Source organism: Henriciella barbarensis, assembly GCF_003576345.1.
GTDB lineage: Bacteria > Pseudomonadota > Alphaproteobacteria > Caulobacterales > Hyphomonadaceae > Henriciella > Henriciella barbarensis.
This window is the reverse complement of record NZ_QWGB01000007.1, coordinates 41,155-60,371: the sequence shown is the minus strand read 5'-3', so window position 1 is coordinate 60,371 and position 19,217 is coordinate 41,155. Positions and strand designations below refer to the sequence as shown.

Genomic DNA, 19,217 nt, shown 5'->3' with positions numbered 1-19,217 from the left:
GGTTCAGTCCTCGGTAGTTCGGCCGAACTGGCTTTCATTCGCAGCGGCTGGCTGTATTACGGCCTTCAGGGCGCCGGAAATACGGGTCATCATGAATGTACCCGAGCTTTCTGCCGGATCGTCGAAGAACCAGACGCCGCTGATGACGCAGCATTCGGGATCGGTATCGCCTTGGTAGCGAAGCAATTCCAGGCTGCCGTCGGGGCCTGCCGTTTCAATCTTGGTGAAGCGGACATCCAGCCCGCGGCGTTCGCCTATGATCTCGGAAGTACATTCGCCGTCCGGCTCGGGGCTGGTGATGTCGTCCTCGAGAACAGACCCTGTGATGGTGCCATCATCCTCTGAAATCCATGCTGTGAACGGCACTGCATCATCATTCAGGTCATAGGCATAAAAGCCTGTCCAGAGGCCGCTGAGATCATGGCTAGGCGTGCGGGCGGAATAGGGTTTGGTCATCTGTTGAGAACTTGCATTGCGACAGGCGCGGTCATCAAGGGCTGATCTCCAGTCAGCCCACAATTAATTGCCGCAGCAGATAGCCCGGTCACCGCTCTCAGCACAGCAGGCAAGAAGCCTTGATCGATAGGAAAATCGCGTTCATCACCCCTGACATGAAAGTTCTTATTCTTGGTTCTGGCGGACGTGAGCACGCGTTGGTTTGGAAAATCGCGCAATCACCCCTGGTGGACGAGGTATTCTCGGCGCCTGGCAATCCCGGCATGGACAAAGTTGGCCCGTGTTTCGATCTCGATCCAACGGATCTGACGGCCGTGCAGGAACTGGCGCTGCAGATTACGCCTGACCTGATTATTATCGGCCCGGAAGCCCCCCTCGCGGCAGGGGCCTCTGACGCGCTGCGGGCGCGCGGATTTGATGTGTTCGGCCCAAGCCAGCAAGCTGCTCAGCTCGAGAGCTCCAAGGGTTTCGCCAAAGACCTGATGAAGAAATACGGCGTGCCGACTGCAGAGTATGGACGCTTCAGCGACCTGACAGAGGCGCTTGATTATCTTGAGACCATCGAGGGTCCATATGTCATCAAGGCAGATGGGCTGGCATCCGGCAAAGGTGTTGTCATCGTCGAGTCGCAGGACGAAGCCGAGAATACGGTCGAAGAATTCATGACGGGCAAGTTTGGCGATGCCTCCGCCGAGATTGTCATCGAAGAATTCATGACCGGTGAGGAAGCATCCATCTTTGTGATGACCGATGGAGAAGGCGCTATCTATCTGCCTGCCGCGCAAGACCACAAGCGTGTGGGTGACGGCGATGTCGGCCCGAACACAGGCGGTATGGGCGCGTATGCACCGGCACCCATCGTTGATGCGCGGATCATGGAACTGGTCCAGACGCTGATCGTCGAACCGATGCTGTCGGGAATGGCTGATGATGGCATGCCCTACCAAGGCGTGCTTTATGTCGGAATCATGGTGACCGAGAGTGGACCGAAAGTGGTCGAGTTCAATGCGCGTTTCGGCGATCCGGAATGTCAGGCACTCATGGCCGGCCTTCCCGGTGACATCGTGCCCGCACTTCTGGTGTGTTCAACGGGAGGACTCGTCAGCAGCCACGCTTCGCTCTGTGAAATGATGGGACTGTCCGACTTCAGGCCAAGCGCCACTGTGGTGATCGCGGCTGAAGGATACCCGGACAAGCCCGTCAAAGGCACCATTATTAAAGGGGTCGATGGTGCGGATAGGATTGAGGGTGTGACTGTCTTTCACGCTGGTACCGATATCAATGACAAGAATGAGATGGTTGCCGCTGGCGGGCGTGTGCTCGGTGTGACGGCAACCGGCGATAGCCTCAAGGCCGCCATCGACAAGGCGTATGAAGGTGTAGGCGCTATTGATTGGCCCGGCGGCTTTTTCCGGAATGATATCGGGCACCGCGCTTTGAAATAGCGGATTTTCTGCAAGCGCTCAGCAACCGCAAGTTGGTTTTGTCGTTATCTTCATGTTCGCAATAAGGAGATGACAGAATGTCGAACCCGAATATCGAAGTGTTGAATGACGTTACCAAGACCCTGATCGATAGCCAGAAGGGCTATGAGAAGGTTTGTGAAGTCGCCGACGAGAATCACGGTCTTCGAAACAAGTTCAAGACGCTCGCCTATGAGCGGAGTGAACTTGTTACAGCTTTTCAGGCCCGTGTCCGTGACCTCGGCGGTGAGCCGGAAACCGACGGCGGTGCAGCAGGTGCCCTGCATCGGGGCTGGGCGGACTTTACGTCGCTCTTCCTCAGCGATGAGAAGGCAGCTCTCGAAGCGGTGGACGATGGCGAGGACTATCTTGCCGACCGGATTGATTCGAAGCTGGAGAGCTCTGGCCTCGACCCTGAAACCACTGAGCTTCTGAAGCGGGCAAAGAACTCTGCGCGCCAAGGCGAAAAATTCGCTGACGCGCTCACCTGAGCGAAGCAGTAATGCGTTATCAGAATGACGAAGGGGTCGGCCTTGAGCCGGCCCTTTTGCGTTCAAAGGTAAAACTGCCGTTGAGATTACCTTGCGAGACGCTTGTCCGGCGCCCGTGTTTCGGTAGGTTGCCGCCAGACAAGATGATCAGGGAGCAGAGCCATGTCAGAAGCCGACAATGCGCAGGAAATGTTCAGCGGCACGAAGGATGTGGCCGAATCTCACAGGTTTAACGAAGCTAACCTCGCAGCCTGGATGGAAGCGAACGTAGAAGGCTATGAAGGTCCACTGACCGTCAAGCAATTCAAGGGTGGCCAGTCGAACCCGACCTATAAGCTTTTCACGCCTAACAAGGTCTATGTGATGCGGCGCAAGCCACCGGGCAAACTGCTGCCATCAGCGCACGCAGTGGACCGTGAATTCAAGGTGATCAATGCGCTCTATCCAACCGGCTTCCCGGTCGCACGTCCTTATGGCCTCTGCATGGATGAAGACGTTATCGGCACGATCTTCTACGTCATGGATAATGTAGATGGCCGCATTCTGTGGGACCAGACGCTTCCAGACTATGAGCCAGCCCAGCGCCGGGCGATCTACGAGGCGAAGGTGAAGACCTTCGCCGACCTGCACAACACCGATTACAAAAAGGTCGGCCTGCAGGATTTCGGCAAGGAAGGCGACTATTGCGCCCGCCAGATCCATCGCTGGACCAAGCAGTACAAAGCATCTGAGACGATGCACATTCCGGAGATGGAGCAGCTGATCGACTGGTTGCCGAAAAACCTTCCAAAGAACGAAGACGTAACCATCGTCCACGGCGACTATCGACTAGACAATATGGTCCTTCACCCGACGGATCCAAAGGTGACTGCGGTTCTCGATTGGGAGCTCTCGACGCTTGGCGACCCGCTGGCTGATTTCTCCTATCACCTCATGAATTGGGTGATGCCCGGCAATGACGAATCGCGTGGGTCGATCGCGAACATTAAGGACCTGAAGGCTTGGGGCATTCCAACGCTGGAAGAATATGTCGACTTGTATTGCCAGCATACGGGCCGGGACGGCATGCCGGACCTCAATTACTACTTCTCGTACAATGCTTTCCGTCTTGCTGGCATTCTCCAGGGAATCGTTGGCCGCGTGCGCGATGGCACCGCATCAAATGCCAATGCTGCAGCAAATGCCGAGCGTGTTGTGCCGCTTGCAAAGTTCGCGGCAGAGCGCGCGCGCATGGCAGGGATGGAGGGCTAGTCTTCGATGTCGAAGGTGATTGAAGGGCCGCTTCGCAACCCTGCCCAGATGCTTGCAGAGCAGTCCTATGATGGGCACAGCTCCATCCACGACGATGCTGAAGCCGAGAAACTCGGCATCAGAGCCGGGCCTATTGAGGGACCAACGCATTTCAGCCAGTTCTCGCCATTTTTGGTCGACCTGTTTGGCAAAGACTGGTTTGAACGCGGCTGCTTCTCAACCCACTTCCAGAATATAGTTGTTGAGGGAGAGGAAGTTCGCGTTTTCATAGAGCCTAAGACGGACACCTATGCCTATTGCCGCGCGGAAAAGGCTGACGGTACGCCAGTACTTGAAGCGAGTGCCACCCTCGGTCCGGACAATGACGAAACGCTTCTGGCAGCACGGATGGCGAAGCTACGCCCGGCCGGTAACCTTGTTATTCTGGCAGACATGAAAACGGGTATGACAGGCCCGGAGGACGAACTGGTCCGCATGGATCCGGACCAGCATATGGGCGATCTCTATCCATTCTCGTTGAATGAAAAGCTGCAGAAGATAACGGAGCCCATGGACTGGTATCACTATGCGAATGCTTCGCCTTGGGGCAGGGCAATCGTGCCGACCGAGATGGTATCCGTGCTGGGCAATTACACGGGCGGCATGGTGAGTTGGCCGGTAAAGCGGCCCTCCATCGGCCTGTTCGCAGACCTTGAGATAAAGATGATTGAAGGGCCGCTCTTCGTCGGAGAAACCTACCGACTCAAGCGCGAAGTGGTTGCCCTCTCGCAAAGTCGGCGCGTCGAGAACTACTGGGTGCTCACAAGCTTTTACGATGAGGACGGATCAGTCCTGAAAGCGCAGATGCTGCTCAATCATGGTATCATGAAAGCAAGCTACCCTGACTACCCAAAGGATCTATTGGCCTGAACAGAACCTACTCACAAGCTGTATAGTCTGGAACGAAGAAATCGGTCTCTGGGCCGAACATTGTGCTGTGCTTGTATACATTCTTCGCCGGTTCAGCCCATGATTTGATAAACTGCTTTATGTGCGAGTAGCGGATAGTTTCGCGTCCGGAGAAAGAGCCAACTCCCTCCATTTCGACGGAAGCATCGACCAGCATGTCGATCACCGCATCATTTTCGCGAAATGTTGGAGCTTTCACTTTACTTTGTGCGTTGGACAGCAAGCTCGTAGACACTGCACCGCGCAAACCACGAGATTGCACCGATTAAAAAGCCATGGCGGTCAGCATCTTCCTACATGCGATGTGCCCTCGGCCGGGAGAGTTGAACAGATGCGAAGACCGAGAACACGAGCGAGCATGGCTTTCGTTGGTTTGGGGACGGGCTTGGCCGCTTGTGACGCTGCCAGTGTGGGCGAGGCGGGCACGCAGATTGCCGCGCCGAGCGTTTGCGTGGAACTGGCGGAAGGGTCTTACCAATTTGCCGACGGGCTTTTCATTCCGGCGTCAGGTATTCCAATCGAAGCGAGTACGAAGCAAGGATCTGAAGCCTCGCCGTTACAGTGGGCAGGCCGACTGCAGGATCAATTGCGACAGGAAGGGTATGATTGGCTTTCGATCCGCGAGCGTAGCGGTATTGCGCTTATTGAAGGCACCATAACAGATGAGGAGGAGAAGCTTTCTGCGCTGGAAGCTGCGTCAACAGCGATCAGGAACGACGCCATCGCAAACGACGGTGCACGCATCATCGTCGATATGGTCGAGATCGAAGGTGGACCCGACCCCGTGGGCATGCCAGTCGCAAGCCTGCCGACGTCGCCTTCAGTTTCAGCCTGCACCGCGGCGTTTGCGGGTGTGCTTGATGGCCACACGGTGGAGTTCTCGGCCAGCAATACCTCGATTTCCGACGAAACGATGCCGGTCGCAGCCGCACTTGGTGCGACAGCTATTCTCTGCGATCGCTATCAGATTGAAATCGGCGCCCATACTGACGCGCGCGGCGCGGAGTCATTCAATCAACGCCTGTCACAGACGCGCGCAAATACCATCCGCGACTACCTGATTAAGGCTGGCGTCGCGTCGGCTTCGCTCACCGCTGTTGGTTATGGCGAGAGCCAACCCATAGACACCTCGCAGACCACCGCTGCATACGCGCGTAACCGTCGCATTGAGTTCAGCGTCAGTGACGCCGAACCCGTTGCAAGCGAACCAGTAGACTAGAACTTGTAGCGCACGGGAATGGACTTCGGCCCGCCGACGAAGTTCGCGCGAATAAAGCTCGGCTCACCTGCGAGTTCTATCGATTTTACGCGGGAAAAGAGCTCTTCATAGATGGCCTGCATCTCAAGGCGGGCGAGGTGCATGCCTAGGCACATATGCCCGCCATGACCGAATGAGATGATCTTGTTCGGACTGCGATCGACGCGGAATTCGAACGGATCGTCGAATACCTCTTCGTCGCGGTTGCCGGACGGATAGCAGAGCAGAAGGCTCTCGCCTTTGAGGATATTGCGACCGCGAAGTTCGTAGTCGTCCTGCGCGGTGCGCATGAAGTGTTTCACCGGTGTCGTCCAGCGAATGGCTTCATCGACGGCCGTCCGGGACATGCCCTTGGGATCGTCCATCATCTTCTTTAGTTGGGCGGGATTGTTCAGCATGCCGAGCACGCCGCCGCCGGTCGAGGCGCTGGTCGTGTCATGACCTGCCGCAGCAACAATGATGTAATAGCTCATCGCTTCGAGCTGACCGATCGGTTCGCCATCGACGGCGCCGTTGGCGATGACCGTAGAGACATCGTCCTTGGGATTGGCGCGGCGGTCCTGTGTGATGTTCGTGAAGTACATGAAGAACTGGGCGAGGGTTTCCTGAATCGAGGAAAGTCCCTTATCTGCGTCGCCGCCTTCGGAAAGACTTTTGTCGCGCATGAGGTCGGGGTCCTGCGCGCCAAAGATTTCCTGGGTGAGCTTCAGCATCATGGGCTCGTCTTCGACCGGCACGCCGAGGATCTGCATGATCACGCGTAGCGGATAATGAAGGGCGATTTCTTGCTGGAAGTCGCATTCGCCGCCCATATCTTCCATACGGTCGACGAATTCCTTCGCGATCGTGCGTATCGCTTCTTCGCGCGTCTTCACCTTGTGCGGCATGAACCAGTCTTGCGTCAGGTGACGCAGCTTGTAATGCATCGGGTCGTCAAGCTGGACGAGTGTCTTCAGAAGGTGTGGCCCGCCTGTCTGGGCATAGACGCGCTCTTCAGCGCTTTCATAGCTTAGCATTTCGCGCTCGCCATTGGTGAATAGCTTGTTCTGGCGGCTGATCTCCATGATGTCGGCATGCTTGGTCACAGCCCAGAATGGCCGGAAGGCTTCCGGTTCGCACCATGCTACCGGGTCCTCGGCGCGAAGCTTCAAGAACGCAGCATCGAGCTGGTCCATATGGGCATAGACATCAGGGCTCACGATGAGGTCGCTCGTGGCGCGAGCCGCATCGCTCATCCGGCGAGACGGATCTTTCTTGGTCTTCGGCGGCTGGGCAACGGCTGTGTCTGACATGAGGGCCTCCCGATGGTCTTGTATCAACCATCCCAGCAATATCTGACTAGCGGCGCCTGTTAAGGCCTTTCTTAGCGTCAGCCTTCTGCTTCTTTTGGTCAGGCTTGCGACGAGCAGGCTGTTCCGGAAGCATCGGGCCAAGAGCCTCCGTCAGCATCTGGTAAGGTACTTCTTCGACGGCGCCAGGTGCAAGATCACCCAGATCGAACGGTCCATACTCTGTTCGGATAAGCCGGTTCACTTCCAGGCCGACCGACTCAAGCGCACGGCGAACCTCCCGCTTCTTACCCTCGGTCAGCTCTACCTTGATCCAGTTGTTCGTCCCGGTTTCACGTTCCAGCTCTGCAACAATAGGCGCGTAGGTCACTCCGTCGACAGTGACGCCGTCCTTCAGCGCTTCGATCTTGTCGGGAGTAACGCGCCCATGCGCCCTTGCGCGATAGCGTCTGCGGAACGCATTGCGTGGCAGTTCGAGCGTGCGGGCAAGTTCGCCGTCATTCGTAAGAAGGAGCAGCCCCTCCGTCGTGAGGTCGAGCCGGCCGACGGTCACGGTGCGCGGAAGATGCTTGGGCAGTTCTTCAAAAATCGTACGCCGACCGGCAGGATCATGCGTGGTCGTTATTAGGCCTGAGGGTTTGTGATAACGCCAAAGCCGCGTGCTCTCGGGTGCCTTAACCGGTTTGCCATTGACCTTGATAGATTCCTTGCCTGTGACCTTGAAGGCGGGGGAGGTCAGCTTGCGGCCATTGACCGTTACCTTGCCTTCTTCGATCAGCGTCTCGCTCTCGCGCCGCGAAGCCACGCCTGCGCGCGCGAGCCATTTTGCGATACGCTCGCCGCCTGACCAGCCGGGGTCGACATGCGATGAAGTCTGGTTGGGTTTGGTCCGTCTGCCGGGCCGGGGCGTCTCTCGACGATCCGTCATGTGCTGTTCCTCTAGAAAGGCATCAGCCTAGGTGAAGAACCGGAGAAGCAATTGCAAGAGCCAGTGCGAACTCCACAGCAATCCATACAGGGATCAAGCCAGGTGCCCGGTTCTCCTTTGAATCTGCAAGATGGGATATCAGTCGGCCGAGACCGGCGCCGAACCAGCCCGCCGCAACGGGCATGATCGCGAGCAAGGCGAGCGGGTTATTCAAACGCAGAAGTATGACCAGCGCTGTAATATGAAGCATGAAGAGCAAGCCGCCATAGGTTGCGCGGAACTCTGAGAATCCCCCCGGGCGCGCCGGGTCGGGGTCTGGAACCAGCCTTACAACGCCCTGTGCCCATTTCGGAGCGAACAGCGCGCCAAGTCCGATAAGGGCGCAGAAAACAAGTGCGGCTGATGACAGCAGAACGAATGGTGACATGTGATTTCCTTGGCGCCCTGAAAGCGAAGTGAAAGATTTAAAGGCGTGAACTAGCTAGACGCCGGCATTTTTCCAGGCCGACTTTGGCCAGCGCCTGTGCTGCCAGAACCATTGTTCAGGATGAGCGCGTACCTGCGCCTCGATGAAGCTGGTAATCTGTTCAACGCAGTCACGTACAGCGTCGTCACCTTTCAAACCAATGCGGGGCCGAATTGGCTCATGGATTGTGATCTGAAAACGTGCAGGCCCGGTGCGCACCGTTGATACAGGGATGATCGGTACGTCATATTTCAGCGCAAGTCGCGAAGGGCCCGGCGCGGTCATCGCTTCATGGCCGAAGAAGGGCACGCCAAGTCCCTTGTTGAATTTCTGGTCGTTCATCAAAGCAACTGAGCGCCCCGCTGACAACGCCCGCATCAGCTCGCGCGTGCCTAGCCCCTTTGGTGTAAGGACACCAATACCGTAGTCATGGCGAACCTTGTTGATGCGCCGGTCAATATGAGGGTTATTGAGGGCCCTGTAGGTCACGAGACAATCGACTGGGCGGCGGCAGATGACAGCAGCCATGACTTCCCAGTTTGCGAAATGGCCAGATACAAAGACCGCACCTGTTTCGCTGTTCTCAACGGCATCAAGCCGCTCGGGATGAACAACTTCGACCCTGTCCCCCTCATACGGATGTATTTTCGGTAGGTGTGGCAGTTCACCTGCCGTCCGGCCGACGCTCTCCCAGCTTGCCTTCGCAACCTTTTCGACTTTCGCCTCACTCCAGTCTGGAAAGGCCATGCGGAGATTACGCTTGACCGTTTTGTCCTGGCTAAGCAGCGGGGCAATCCGCTTTACCAACCAGCCCGCAAAATCAGAAGCAAGGTCAGGACCAAGCGCCTTCATGGGCCACCAGTACACGACATCCCACGCAATCGCCTCCAGCCGCCAGGCTAGCCGCTGGCGCCAGGTCGACCGGCTATCAATGTCTTTCGGCCGGACGTATTGGGTCTTGCTGTCACTCATCACTAAGCCTGTCTGTAACAGGCTTGAGAAGTTCTACCAGATCGGACGACTGTTGGAGCTGGGCAGCAACGGGGAGTGTGACGATATCCTTGCGCTGTGCGGGGGACAGCCGAACAAAGTCCTTCTCGGTTGTGATCAGCTGTGCGTTGTAGTCGGCCGCGAGCGTTCGAAGATATCTGAGGTCACGGTCACTATAAGTGTGATGGTCGCCGAAAGGTACCGCGTCCAGCGGCGGCGTTCCGCAGGCCTTCAACGTGTCAAAAAATTTCTCTGGCCTCCCGATGCCCGCGAAAGCCACATAGGCGCCGGGGGTGGGAGGCGAAACAGGCTCAATACTGGCGCGCAAAACCGGGCCATTGAAGTCGCACAACTCGTCGGGCGGTTCACCTGCTCCCATCAGAATTACGGCATCGGCCCGGGCGAGCCCCGCCTTTACGGGTTCGCGTAGCGGGCCTTTCGGTATGACATGGCCGTTTCCGAAGCCTGCGGCGGCATCAACGACGATAATGGAAAGCGTTTTCGCAAGGCCGGGGTTCTGGAACCCATCATCCATGATGATGACATCCACCCCATCAGATTCCATCGCCTGACCGGCGGCAGCGCGGTTAGCGCCGATCCACGCTTCGCCGGACTGGCTTAGCATGAGCGCTTCGTCGCCAACTTGCGAGGTGTTGTGTGTTTCAGGATCAACCTGCAGCGGACCTTGCAACTTGCCGCCATATCCGCGCGACAGGCTGGCAGCACGAATGCTTCCACGCAGCCCTGTGAGATGTTGCCTGATCGCAGCAACGACTGGACTTTTCCCACTGCCGCCCGCCGTCAGATTGCCGACACAGATCACCGGAATGGCGATCTCAAGAGGGTCGGCGTGGCGGATGCGCCGCGCAGTGACCTCGGCATAGACCGCAGCAAGCGGTGTCATCAGGAGCCGGGTCAGCGGTGCCCCCTCGCGTGACTTCGGGTCGACGTCACGGTCCCAGAAGCGCGGCGCGCGCATCATGTAGTGGTTTGTCCCAACAATCTGTCCAGCGCTTCGAGCGTCACGCGCATGGGCGTCTCGGCCTGCGCCTCCAGAGACGCTTTAAGCGCATGTGAAGGCGGGGGTAGGGGGAAAGCTTGTCGTAGTGCTTCCTGATCGCGAACGATCTGGAAACTGGTATCGCCTTCCAGCCTGGTAGCAAGGTCGGCAAAATTGTGTATGCGAGGCCCGGTGAAGACCGGCTTGCCGATGCGCAGGATCTCGACCGGGTTGTGCCCACCAACGCCGTGTGCATGGCCACCGCCAAGATAGACGCTGTCGGCAACGCTGGCCAAGAGGGCCACTTCTCCTAGTGTGTCACACAAGAGCACGTCGTCTGCTGTCGTCGGAGTTTCGCCGCGAGACCGTACAGAGAAGGTCAGTCCGCGGTCCTTGAGTAGGCTCTCAATTGCATCGCGGCGTTCTGGATGGCGCGGAATAATGATCAGGGCAGGTCGCGGCTCAATCCCAGCGACGGCATCGAGTATCCATCCCTCCTCACCTTCATGGGTAGAGACCGCGACGAGGCAGCGACGCCCGCCAACGAAGGCGTTGCGAATGGCCTGCGCCTCGGTTTCGTTGATTTCACGAACTGAGATCGAAAGTTTGAGACTGCCGGGGCAGGGCACGTGTGCACAAGCCAATTTTCCAAGTCCTTCGGCTGTCTGCTGGTCCGCAGCGACGATCGTATCGAAGCTCGAAAAAACTTCGCGGGCAAACCCCCTCCACGAAGTCCAGCCCTTCATGGATTTGGCGGTCATGCGCGCATTGATGAGCGCGAGAGGAATTTTCCGACTACTGGCCTCCAGTATGAGGTTCGGCCATATCTCACCTTCGGCAAAGATACAGAGGATGGGCTGCCAGTTATCAAGGAAACGGGCGGCGATGTCCGGCGTATCCAGCGGCGCAACCTGATAGCGGCTTCGCTCACGTAGAGTTTCTGAGCTGGTTATGTGGCGATTGATGAGCTCGGCAGCCGTCTGGGTTTGGCTTGTGAACAGGAAGTGAAGGTTTACGTCTTTCGCGCCAAGCCGTTCAGCGACTTCGAGCAACAGTCTCGTTTCACCAATGCTCGCACCATGCATCCAGACAAGATGGGCAGGCGTAAGGTCCATATCCGGGTGGGCGAACCGCTCTGCTATCCGTTCAGCATTTTCCTTGCCGCGCTTCGCCCTGCGGCGCAGCAGTGACCCGAGAAAAGGCCGCGCTGCGCGCATCGTGGTTTTATAAAGGAAACGGCCCATGCTCATCTGGTGAAGATAATCTGCTCTACAGGCTTCGCCAGACGCTAAACTGCTAGCGCTTTGCAACGATGGCTGCGGCTCGCTCGTGAGCTGCGTTCATCGCCTCTTCTATCTGGCGCAGTCTTTCTTCCTTGCCGACGCTCCTGTTCACGCTGAGGGGCGATCCAAGGATCATGGCCCCTTTTGTGAAGGGGAGAGGAATCATGAATCTGTCCCAGGTGTCCAGCCTAAAGACGGGTCGGCAGTCAAGTGCATAAGGAATGATGAGGGCATCGGTGCGCTGCGCCATGATAAGTGTGCCAGGCTGCACAGCTTCGGCCGGGCCGCGGGGACCATCAGGCGTGAGACAGACGACGCTTCCGGACCGTAGGCGTCTGCTCGTTTCTGCAACAGCTGCTGCGCCGCCCTTATCCTTTTTCTTTCTCTTGTGAGAGGACGAGCCGCGAACGGCCTCCAGCCCAAGATGTTCGATTGCCTTGGCGACTGCTTCGCCGTCCTTGGACAGCGAGATGAGCATGGAAGTCGGATATTCCTTGGCGGGCAGCTTTCGCGCGATCTTGCTCCAGATGACGGGCAATAGCAGCACCCTCGAATGCCATCCTGCTACCAACAGTCCATTCTCCGCCGCCCAAGCCTTTTTGAAGGCATCATCTCCTTCGATCGTCCAACGGATAGTTCGGGCGCACAGGACCATGTAGGCCCAAATGAGATACCCAAGAGTGGCGGATACGAACGGCGAACGCAGGAAAGACTTCATCTGAGAGGTTGTCTCCCGTTCCTGCCGCCTGGAATTGGAATGGTGGGCGATACTGGGTTCGAACCAGTGACCCCTGCCGTGTGAAGGCAGTGCTCTACCACTGAGCTAATCGCCCGAAAACAGGAAGCGCGGTCTTATATCGAGGGGTGTTGTGGGTCAACGCGATAAGACATCAACGCCCAAAGAAGCACGTTTCTCAGAATAATTTCGCAAATCAGGCATGCAGAACTGCAATCAGCTAGCCGCTTCGCGCCGAGGTGCGACACATTGTGATATGATCAGATTCGCGATTGACGAAGGTCAAATATGCCCGCCCGCGCTCTAATATCGCCGACTGGAAGCAATTTAGTTGCATTTGAAAAGGTTCAAGGGGCGCAAAATTGCGAGCTCGCATCGAAGATGAACAGCTGTTCAGTATGAATGGCCGTTCATTTTCGAACCTAAACCTAATTTCATAGTCGGAAAGGGTTGTGAATCGCGGGCGAAGTTGTCATTTAACCGACACGAACGGGGTCTGACATAACGATGTCCCTCGTTGGATAAAACGAGCAACAAAGAAGGACAGACGGGCTGGAGCTAAGCCTCCGAGCCTCAATAATTAGTCTGGAGAGATTGAAATGAAAGATTGGTGCAACAACGAAGGTGCAAAACGTCTTCGTGAGAAAATTCGCGAGTATTGGGCTGAGCGTGGCTATGAGGTTGACGTGGACCTCGTCGATGCTGGCTTTGTTCCTGCTATGCGCAGCGCACGTACTGACCTGCGCAGCAATATGGTGAACGGCATGCCACGCCGTCGCATTGCGAAAACACAGGAAGAAGTTCGCACGAGCTATCGTCCGAACGACGTTGTCGTCGAAGCAGCCTAAGGGCTCGCGACCGACTGGATAGCGTCCATTACTTCAACGTAGGAAGACGCACGACATCGTGTGTCATCCCATTGTTCCGGTGCCGGACCATATCCAAAAGTAACGTACACGAAGGGCAGTCCGGCATTCCGGGCTGCCCTTTCGTCTGTCTGGCTGTCGCCAATCATAATTGCCTTGGCGGGCGAGCCATTAGCGCGATCGACAGTATACAGAATATGTTCCCCTGAAGGTTTTTTCTGAGGAACGCTATCAGCGCCACAAATGCTCGCGAAATGACTCGTCAGGCCAAGCTTCCCAATCAGCGTTTCCGCCAGATGCTGTGTCTTGTTTGTGCAGATCGCCAGCGTCGCGCCCATCTCTGTCAGCGCTTCAAGTGACCTTGTTGCGTCCTTGAAGGGTCTGCTTTTGGAGCAGATGTTTGCTTCATAATAGTCGAGAAATGATTGCCAAAGCGGCTCGACCTCGGTCGTAGCCTGGCTGACACCCTGAAAGGCCAAGCCTTTCTCGATCATCGCTTTCGCCCCTTGGCCGATCATGTGGCGAATGCTCTCAAAGGGCACCGACTCAAATCCAGCTTCGGACAGGCAGTGGTTCAGCGCGATATGAAGATCCGGCGCGGTATCGACCAGCGTGCCATCAAGATCAAAGACGATTGTCCAGCCTGAAAGTGTGTCGGAAGTCATGCTTGCTTGTTCTATCCTCTCGCATCGAGTCGTTTGATGGTTTAGGCGACAAGGCAAAGCAGAACGAGACTTTTAATCATGCAAGACCGGGCGGCGCTCATCCTGGCGGCAGGCCAGGGCACACGAATGAAGTCGGAAATTCCGAAAGTGCTCCATAAGGTTGGCGGCCGCGCAATGCTGGATTGGTCGATAGACCTAGCGCGCAAGTCTGGCTGTCGCCGGATCATCGTTGTCGTGAGTGCCGGCTCCCAGGCGCTTCAGGATCACGTGACTAGGGAACTGGGTGAAGGATCCTTCGTCATTCAGGACCCGCCAATGGGAACGGGGCACGCGGTTCAGGCAGCAGAACAGGGTCTTCAGGACTTCGACGGCGATCTGATCGTACTCTATGGCGATTGCCCACTCATTCCAGAAACCGCAGTGAACGATCTTTTCGGCGAGCTCGCAAACGGCGCCGATCTCGGCGTTCTTGGTTTCGAAGCGGAAGATCCAGGTGCTTACGGGCGTCTGATCCAGACTGCTGATGGCCGGCTGGAGGGCATTGTCGAAGCCAAGGAAGCAAACGCTGAACAGCTTGCGATCAGGCTTTGCAATTCGGGTGTCATGGCCGGGGCGAGAGAATTGATGTTCGACCTTCTGTCGAAGGTCACGAACGACAATGCAAAAGGGGAATACTACCTCACTGATGTCGTCGGGCTTGCGAATGAGGCGGGACGTTTTTGCCGTGCCGTCACCTGCGCTGAACAAGACGTCCTGGGCGTGAACTCACGTGTGGAGCTGGCGCAGGCAGAAGCGGTTTTCCAGGCAAAGCGCCGCGACACCTTTCTGCGTGACGGCGTCACGATGACTGCGCCGGAAACGGTCTTCTTATCTCATGACACGATGATCGGAAACGATGTCGAAATCGAGCCAAACGTCGTTTTTGGAACGGGTGTCAAAGTTGAGTCTGGTGCCCGTATCCGCGCTTTCTCGCACCTGGAGGGAGCTGTCGTGCACACAGGCGCGGAAGTCGGGCCTTATGCCCGTCTCAGGCCGGGTGCTGAGATTGGTGAGAAGGCCAGAATCGGTAACTTTGTCGAGGTTAAGAACACGACCGTCGGCAAAGGCGCCAAAGCCAATCACCTAGCTTACCTTGGCGACGGCTCGGTCGGAGCGGGGGCAAATATCGGTGCCGGAACAATTTTCTGTAACTATGACGGCTTCCTGAAATATCGAACTGAGATTGGTGCAGAGGCTTTCATCGGTTCAAACAGCGCGCTTGTGGCGCCCGTATCGATCGGCGAACGGGCCATAGTCGGCTCAGGCTCTGTAATTACCCAGAATGTGTCGGATGACGCGCTTGCTCTCGGCCGCGGAAAACAGGTCGAAAAGCCGGGCTGGAGCAAAGGCTTCAGAGAGCAGAAGCAGCGCGAGAAATCCTCAAAGCGTTAGGAGACAAGAATTGGCGTTTGAACGCGAAAAGGAAAACGCGGCGACGGCCGCTATCGAGTTTGTCGAAGACGGGATGACACTTGGTCTTGGCACCGGCTCCACCGCGAAATTCTTCGTCGAGGCGCTGGCAGACGAAATTGCGGATGGTCTTGTTGTGCGCGGCGTGCCGACCAGCGAGGAAACGCGCCGTCTGGCTGAATCGCTCGGGGTGCCGTTAGTACCTGTTGAACAAGTTGATCGCATTCATCTCACCGTGGACGGTGCCGATGAGGTTGATGATCAGGCTCAACTCATAAAAGGCGGCGGCGCGGCACTTCTACGAGAAAAAATCATCGCGAATGCCAGCGACCTCATGATCGTGATCGCGGACCCCTCAAAGCAGGTGGAAGTGCTCGGCTCTTTCCCACTTCCCGTGGAGGTCACGCCCTTCGGTTTCACCATCACTGCCAAGAAGGTCTACGACGCGCTCAAGACGTCAGGCGTGTCACGGCCACGTATCGACGTGCGCCGGGGAAGTGGTGACAAACCGCTGGTAACCGATGGCGGCAATTATATTCTCGATTGCGCCTGTTCAGTTATTCCAGATCCGGCCTATGCGGCCGAACTCCTGTCAGTCATCCCCGGCGTGGTGGAGCACGGTCTGTTCATCGGTCTTGCCCGCACAGTAATTATTGGCAGCGATGATGGGGCTTCAATATTTGAATATTGAAGCCAGTGCCGCCACCTAAGCTGGCAGGTTAAAAGTACCGGAAGGAATTTCTCGATGGCTGAAGCTCAATACGACTTCGATCTGTTCGTCATCGGCGCGGGCTCCGGCGGCGTACGTGCCGCGCGGATCGCCGCTCAAAATGGCGCGCGTGTGGCCATTGCGGAAGAGTACCGTATTGGCGGCACCTGCGTTATCCGCGGCTGCGTCCCCAAGAAGTTCATGGTTTATGCGAGCGACTATGGCCGCAAGATCAAGGAAGCCCGTCAGTATGGCTGGCAGGTAGAAGAGAAGGGGTTTGATTTCCCCGCTTTCATGTCGGCCATGCACGCGGAGGTCGATCGGCTATCCGGCATTTATCTGCGCAATCTGGCCAACGCCGGCGTCGACGTGTTCGAAGAACGTGCAGAGTTGAAGGACGCTCACACCGTCGTCCTCAAGGAGAGCGGCAAGACATTTACGGTCGACCGGGTGCTGATCGCGACAGGCGGCACACCATGGCGGCCGTCGGCGGAAGAACTGCCTGGTGTTGAGTACACGATGACCTCAAACGAGGTTTTTCTCCTCGACGAACTCCCGAAACGGGTCGTCATTGCCGGCGGTGGATACATCGCCTGTGAGTTTGCCCATATCTTCGCTGGCCTCGGCGTTGATACATGCCTCGTCTACCGCGGCGACACCGTTCTGAAAGGTTTTGACTGGGACGTCCGCACGGCCGTTCACGAAGGACTAAAGGAAGCTGGCGTCCGGGTCGTCACCTCTGCCGTCTTCGAGGAAATCCGCGAAGTCGAAGGAGAAGAATGTCCTTACTGCATAAAGCTGAGCAACGGCATGGAGATAAACGCCGATAGAATAGTGATGGCAGTCGGCCGCCGGGCGGCGACGGATGGACTCGGCTGCGACGCGGCAGGCGTCAAACTTTCTGACACGGGCGCCGTCATCGTTGACGATAGCTCACGCACCAGCGTCCCGAATATATTTGCCGTAGGCGACGTGACGGATCGCATCCAGCTAACGCCGGTCGCCATTCGTGAGGGTCATGCCTTTGCTGATACGATCTTCGGCGACAAGGAATGGCACTTCGAGCATGACAATGTCGCCTCGGCTGTCTTTACCCAGCCAGAAGTGGGCACGGTCGGCATGACTGAGGCCGAAGCCCGCAAGACGCTCGACAAGGTCGACATCTACAAGACGAAGTTTCGGCCAATGAAGACAATGCTTCTGGATGACCCCGAGCGTGTCATGATCAAACTCGTGGTGAATGGCGAGACCGATCAGGTGGTCGGCGTACACATCGTCAGCCCCGACGCTGGCGAGATGATCCAGATGATCGGCGTTGCAGTAAAGATGGGCGCCACGAAATCTCAGTTCGATGCGACCTGTGCTGTCCACCCGACCATTGCGGAAGAGATCGTCACCTTGCGCCAGAAATGGGTGCCGGAAACCGAGCCAGCTTAATACAACGCGGTTAAATCTTGCGGATGTGGTGCCCGGACCGCTCGCAAACTGCATTGGTCGCGATACAACAGCCTCATTTGTGGTAAAACTTGCCCATTCGAACGGAGGCCGCTAATACGCCCCGCTCTGGAGATATGAATATGACCTGGACGCCAAACAGCTGGAGGGCACGGCCCGCCAATCACATCCCGGATGACTATCCGGACGTAGATGCTCTTGCGAATGTAGAAGGGCGCCTGAAGGCGTTTCCACCGCTCGTCTTTGCCGGCGAAGTCCGCAGGCTGAAGCAACAGCTTGCGACGGTGTCCAGGGGCGAGGCCTTCCTGCTTCAGGGTGGCGATTGCGCTGAAAGCTTCAAGGAATTCAGCGCCGACAATATCCGCGATACGCTGCGCGTGATGCTGCAGATGGCAGTTGTTCTGACGTTCGCTGCGTCCAAACCGGTCGTGAAAGTCGGCCGCCTTGCGGGCCAGTTCGGCAAGCCACGCTCAGCGCCGATCGAAACAATTGATGGCGTTACGCTGCCATCCTATCGAGGCGACAATATCAACGGCATGGACTTCACGCCGGAGTCGCGGATGCCGGATCCGGAACGCCTTATTCAGAGCTATTCGCAATCGGCCTCGACGCTGAACCTCGTTCGCGCCTTCTCGCAGGGCGGTTATGCAGATCTCGCAAACGTTCACCGCTGGATGCTCGGCTTCGTAGACCGCTCGCCTCAGGCTGAGCGCTACAAGGCACTCGCAGAGCGTATCACTGACGCGCTTTCCTTCATGGAAGCGTGTGGCGTCAGCTCCAAGACCGTGCCGCAAATGGCCCAGGTTGACGTCTACACCTCTCACGAAGCGCTTCTGCTCGGCTTTGAAGAGGCAATGACCCGCGTCGATTCAACGTCCGGCGACTGGTACGACACATCTGCGCACATGCTGTGGATCGGTCACCGCACGCGTCAGGTCGATCACGCGCATGTGGAGTTCTGCAAAGGCATCCATAATCCGCTTGGCATCAAGTGTGGCCCGGGCATGGAAACCGATGAGCTACTTCGCCTGATCGAAACGCTGAACCCGAAGGACGAGGCAGGCCGCATCACGCTTATCTCACGCTTCGGCTCGGAGGGCGTGAAGGAAGGTCTTCCACCGCTTGTTCGCGCCATCAAGAAGAGCGGGCGCAACGTCGTCTGGTCCTGTGACCCAATGCATGGGAACACGCTGAAGACCGATAGCGGCTTTAAAACGCGCCCGGTTGACCGCATCCTGTCGGAAGTCAGCCAGTTCATCGACATCGTCTCCAGCGAAGGCTGTTACCCGGGCGGTGTGCACTTTGAGATGACCGGTCAAGACGTCACCGAGTGCATTGGTGGTGCACAGGCGATCTCCGAAGCAGACCTGTCATCGCGATACCACACTCATTGTGATCCTCGCCTGAATGGCGAACAGGCGCTTGAACTTGCCTTCCTGATCGCAGAGAAGCTCCAGCTGATGAAAGAGGCGGTGAACGCCGAAGCTCGCCAGGCGAGCTGACTGGGGAGACAG

Annotated in this window: 20 protein-coding genes and 1 tRNA gene; 10 read left to right on the top strand and 11 right to left on the bottom strand. The window is 57.1% G+C overall.

The window, feature by feature from the left end; genetic code table 11:
• Positions 1-3: 3 nt before the first annotated feature.
• Positions 4-456 carry a hypothetical protein gene (locus D1224_RS11170; RefSeq protein WP_119380039.1) on the bottom strand — a complete coding sequence of 151 codons (453 nt, stop codon included), beginning with the start codon at positions 454-456 and terminating at the stop codon, positions 4-6.
• Positions 457-611: 155 nt separating this feature from the next.
• On the opposite strand from D1224_RS11170, the gene purD reads away from it, so the two are divergent.
• The 4 genes from purD (at position 612) to D1224_RS11150 (ending at position 4,570) form a co-directional block, all read left to right on the top strand.
• Positions 612-1,901 carry a phosphoribosylamine--glycine ligase gene (gene purD / locus D1224_RS11165; protein ID WP_119380263.1) on the top strand — a complete coding sequence of 430 codons (1,290 nt, stop codon included), beginning with the start codon at positions 612-614 and terminating at the stop codon, positions 1,899-1,901.
• Between the two features lie 77 nt (positions 1,902-1,978).
• Positions 1,979-2,410 (top strand): PA2169 family four-helix-bundle protein, encoded by a 432-nt coding sequence (locus tag D1224_RS11160; protein WP_119380038.1) that lies wholly within the window; start codon positions 1,979-1,981, stop codon positions 2,408-2,410.
• A gap of 162 nt (positions 2,411-2,572) precedes the next feature.
• Positions 2,573-3,661, top strand: a complete 1,089-nt coding sequence (locus tag D1224_RS11155; protein ID WP_119380037.1) for a phosphotransferase family protein — start codon at positions 2,573-2,575, stop codon at positions 3,659-3,661.
• Between the two features lie 6 nt (positions 3,662-3,667).
• A complete protein-coding gene (locus tag D1224_RS11150; RefSeq protein ID WP_119380036.1) occupies positions 3,668-4,570 on the top strand; it encodes a hypothetical protein in 903 nt (300 codons plus the stop codon).
• 7 nt (positions 4,571-4,577) lie between these two features.
• Here D1224_RS11150 and D1224_RS11145 read toward each other — a convergent pair whose 3' ends face one another.
• The gene (locus D1224_RS11145; RefSeq protein WP_147372376.1) at positions 4,578-4,832 is read right to left on the bottom strand and encodes a hypothetical protein; all 255 of its coding nucleotides are present in this window, start codon (positions 4,830-4,832) and stop codon (positions 4,578-4,580) included.
• Between the two features lie 135 nt (positions 4,833-4,967).
• On the opposite strand from D1224_RS11145, the gene D1224_RS11140 reads away from it, so the two are divergent.
• A complete protein-coding gene (locus D1224_RS11140) occupies positions 4,968-5,828 on the top strand; it encodes an OmpA family protein (RefSeq protein ID WP_182482261.1) in 861 nt (286 codons plus the stop codon).
• On the opposite strand, the gene D1224_RS11135 is transcribed toward D1224_RS11140, so the two are convergent.
• The 8 genes from D1224_RS11135 to D1224_RS11100 form a co-directional block, all read right to left on the bottom strand.
• Positions 5,825-7,159, bottom strand: a complete 1,335-nt coding sequence (locus D1224_RS11135) for a cytochrome P450 (protein ID WP_119380033.1) — start codon at positions 7,157-7,159, stop codon at positions 5,825-5,827. The two genes, D1224_RS11140 and D1224_RS11135, sit on opposite strands and share 4 nt — an antisense overlap.
• Before the next feature lie 46 nt (positions 7,160-7,205).
• A complete protein-coding gene (locus D1224_RS11130; RefSeq protein WP_119380032.1) occupies positions 7,206-8,084 on the bottom strand; it encodes a pseudouridine synthase in 879 nt (292 codons plus the stop codon).
• A 22-nt stretch (positions 8,085-8,106) separates the two neighbouring features.
• The gene (locus tag D1224_RS11125) at positions 8,107-8,511 is read right to left on the bottom strand and encodes a DUF4345 family protein (RefSeq protein WP_119380031.1); all 405 of its coding nucleotides are present in this window, start codon (positions 8,509-8,511) and stop codon (positions 8,107-8,109) included.
• Between the two features lie 54 nt (positions 8,512-8,565).
• Positions 8,566-9,522 carry a lysophospholipid acyltransferase family protein gene (locus D1224_RS11120; RefSeq protein ID WP_119380030.1) on the bottom strand — a complete coding sequence of 319 codons (957 nt, stop codon included), beginning with the start codon at positions 9,520-9,522 and terminating at the stop codon, positions 8,566-8,568.
• The gene (gene lpxK, locus D1224_RS11115) at positions 9,515-10,522 is read right to left on the bottom strand and encodes a tetraacyldisaccharide 4'-kinase (RefSeq protein ID WP_119380029.1); all 1,008 of its coding nucleotides are present in this window, start codon (positions 10,520-10,522) and stop codon (positions 9,515-9,517) included. Before lpxK ends, D1224_RS11120 begins: the two co-directional genes overlap by 8 nt.
• Positions 10,519-11,790 carry a 3-deoxy-D-manno-octulosonic acid transferase gene (locus D1224_RS11110; RefSeq protein WP_119380028.1) on the bottom strand — a complete coding sequence of 424 codons (1,272 nt, stop codon included), beginning with the start codon at positions 11,788-11,790 and terminating at the stop codon, positions 10,519-10,521. The genes lpxK and D1224_RS11110 overlap by 4 nt, the downstream gene beginning before the upstream one ends.
• Before the next feature lie 46 nt (positions 11,791-11,836).
• Positions 11,837-12,370 (bottom strand): lysophospholipid acyltransferase family protein, encoded by a 534-nt coding sequence (locus D1224_RS11105; RefSeq protein ID WP_182482260.1) that lies wholly within the window; start codon positions 12,368-12,370, stop codon positions 11,837-11,839.
• A gap of 211 nt (positions 12,371-12,581) precedes the next feature.
• Positions 12,582-12,656: transfer RNA gene (locus D1224_RS11100), tRNA-Val, on the bottom strand.
• A gap of 502 nt (positions 12,657-13,158) precedes the next feature.
• On the opposite strand from D1224_RS11100, the gene D1224_RS11095 reads away from it, so the two are divergent.
• Complete coding sequence (locus D1224_RS11095; RefSeq protein ID WP_119380026.1) at positions 13,159-13,407, top strand: hypothetical protein; 249 nt, start codon at positions 13,159-13,161, stop codon at positions 13,405-13,407.
• Here the strand turns inward: D1224_RS11095 and D1224_RS11090 are convergent.
• On the bottom strand, positions 13,404-14,090 hold the full coding sequence (locus tag D1224_RS11090) for an HAD hydrolase-like protein (RefSeq protein ID WP_119380025.1): 687 nt from the start codon (positions 14,088-14,090) through the stop codon (positions 13,404-13,406). The two genes, D1224_RS11095 and D1224_RS11090, sit on opposite strands and share 4 nt — an antisense overlap.
• Positions 14,091-14,168: 78 nt before the next feature.
• On the opposite strand from D1224_RS11090, the gene glmU reads away from it, so the two are divergent.
• The 4 genes from glmU (at position 14,169) to D1224_RS11070 (ending at position 19,205) form a co-directional block, all read left to right on the top strand.
• Positions 14,169-15,521 (top strand): bifunctional UDP-N-acetylglucosamine diphosphorylase/glucosamine-1-phosphate N-acetyltransferase GlmU, encoded by a 1,353-nt coding sequence (gene glmU, locus D1224_RS11085; RefSeq protein ID WP_119380024.1) that lies wholly within the window; start codon positions 14,169-14,171, stop codon positions 15,519-15,521.
• 10 nt (positions 15,522-15,531) lie between these two features.
• Entirely contained in the window at positions 15,532-16,230 is a 699-nt protein-coding gene (rpiA, locus tag D1224_RS11080) for a ribose-5-phosphate isomerase RpiA (RefSeq protein WP_119380023.1), read from the top strand.
• 54 nt (positions 16,231-16,284) lie between these two features.
• Positions 16,285-17,685 (top strand): glutathione-disulfide reductase, encoded by a 1,401-nt coding sequence (gene gor / locus D1224_RS11075; protein ID WP_119380022.1) that lies wholly within the window; start codon positions 16,285-16,287, stop codon positions 17,683-17,685.
• Positions 17,686-17,819: 134 nt separating this feature from the next.
• Positions 17,820-19,205, top strand: coding sequence for a class II 3-deoxy-7-phosphoheptulonate synthase (locus D1224_RS11070; protein WP_407647461.1), 1,386 nt, complete (start codon positions 17,820-17,822; stop codon positions 19,203-19,205).
• Positions 19,206-19,217 lie beyond the last annotated feature (12 nt).

Bases quoted from the DNA above. Each gene is read 5' to 3' on its own strand.
- gor (WP_119380022.1), top strand. From the start codon at position 16,285: ATGGCTGAAGCTCAATACGACTTCGATCTGTTCGTCATCGGCGCGGGC.
- D1224_RS11125 (WP_119380031.1), bottom strand. From the start codon at position 8,511: ATGTCACCATTCGTTCTGCTGTCATCAGCCGCACTTGTTTTCTGCGCC.
- D1224_RS11095 (WP_119380026.1), top strand. From the start codon at position 13,159: ATGAAAGATTGGTGCAACAACGAAGGTGCAAAACGTCTTCGTGAGAAA.
- D1224_RS11110 (WP_119380028.1), bottom strand. From the start codon at position 11,790: ATGAGCATGGGCCGTTTCCTTTATAAAACCACGATGCGCGCAGCGCGG.
- lpxK (WP_119380029.1), bottom strand. From the start codon at position 10,522: ATGATGCGCGCGCCGCGCTTCTGGGACCGTGACGTCGACCCGAAGTCA.
- D1224_RS11170 (WP_119380039.1), bottom strand. From the start codon at position 456: ATGACCAAACCCTATTCCGCCCGCACGCCTAGCCATGATCTCAGCGGC.
- D1224_RS11150 (WP_119380036.1), top strand. From the start codon at position 3,668: ATGTCGAAGGTGATTGAAGGGCCGCTTCGCAACCCTGCCCAGATGCTT.
- purD (WP_119380263.1), top strand. From the start codon at position 612: ATGAAAGTTCTTATTCTTGGTTCTGGCGGACGTGAGCACGCGTTGGTT.
- D1224_RS11155 (WP_119380037.1), top strand. From the start codon at position 2,573: ATGTCAGAAGCCGACAATGCGCAGGAAATGTTCAGCGGCACGAAGGAT.
- D1224_RS11120 (WP_119380030.1), bottom strand. From the start codon at position 9,522: ATGAGTGACAGCAAGACCCAATACGTCCGGCCGAAAGACATTGATAGC.
- D1224_RS11140 (WP_182482261.1), top strand. From the start codon at position 4,968: ATGGCTTTCGTTGGTTTGGGGACGGGCTTGGCCGCTTGTGACGCTGCC.
- D1224_RS11135 (WP_119380033.1), bottom strand. From the start codon at position 7,159: ATGTCAGACACAGCCGTTGCCCAGCCGCCGAAGACCAAGAAAGATCCG.
- D1224_RS11070 (WP_407647461.1), top strand. From the start codon at position 17,820: ATGAATATGACCTGGACGCCAAACAGCTGGAGGGCACGGCCCGCCAAT.
- D1224_RS11090 (WP_119380025.1), bottom strand. From the start codon at position 14,090: ATGACTTCCGACACACTTTCAGGCTGGACAATCGTCTTTGATCTTGAT.
- glmU (WP_119380024.1), top strand. From the start codon at position 14,169: ATGCAAGACCGGGCGGCGCTCATCCTGGCGGCAGGCCAGGGCACACGA.
- D1224_RS11130 (WP_119380032.1), bottom strand. From the start codon at position 8,084: ATGACGGATCGTCGAGAGACGCCCCGGCCCGGCAGACGGACCAAACCC.
- D1224_RS11160 (WP_119380038.1), top strand. From the start codon at position 1,979: ATGTCGAACCCGAATATCGAAGTGTTGAATGACGTTACCAAGACCCTG.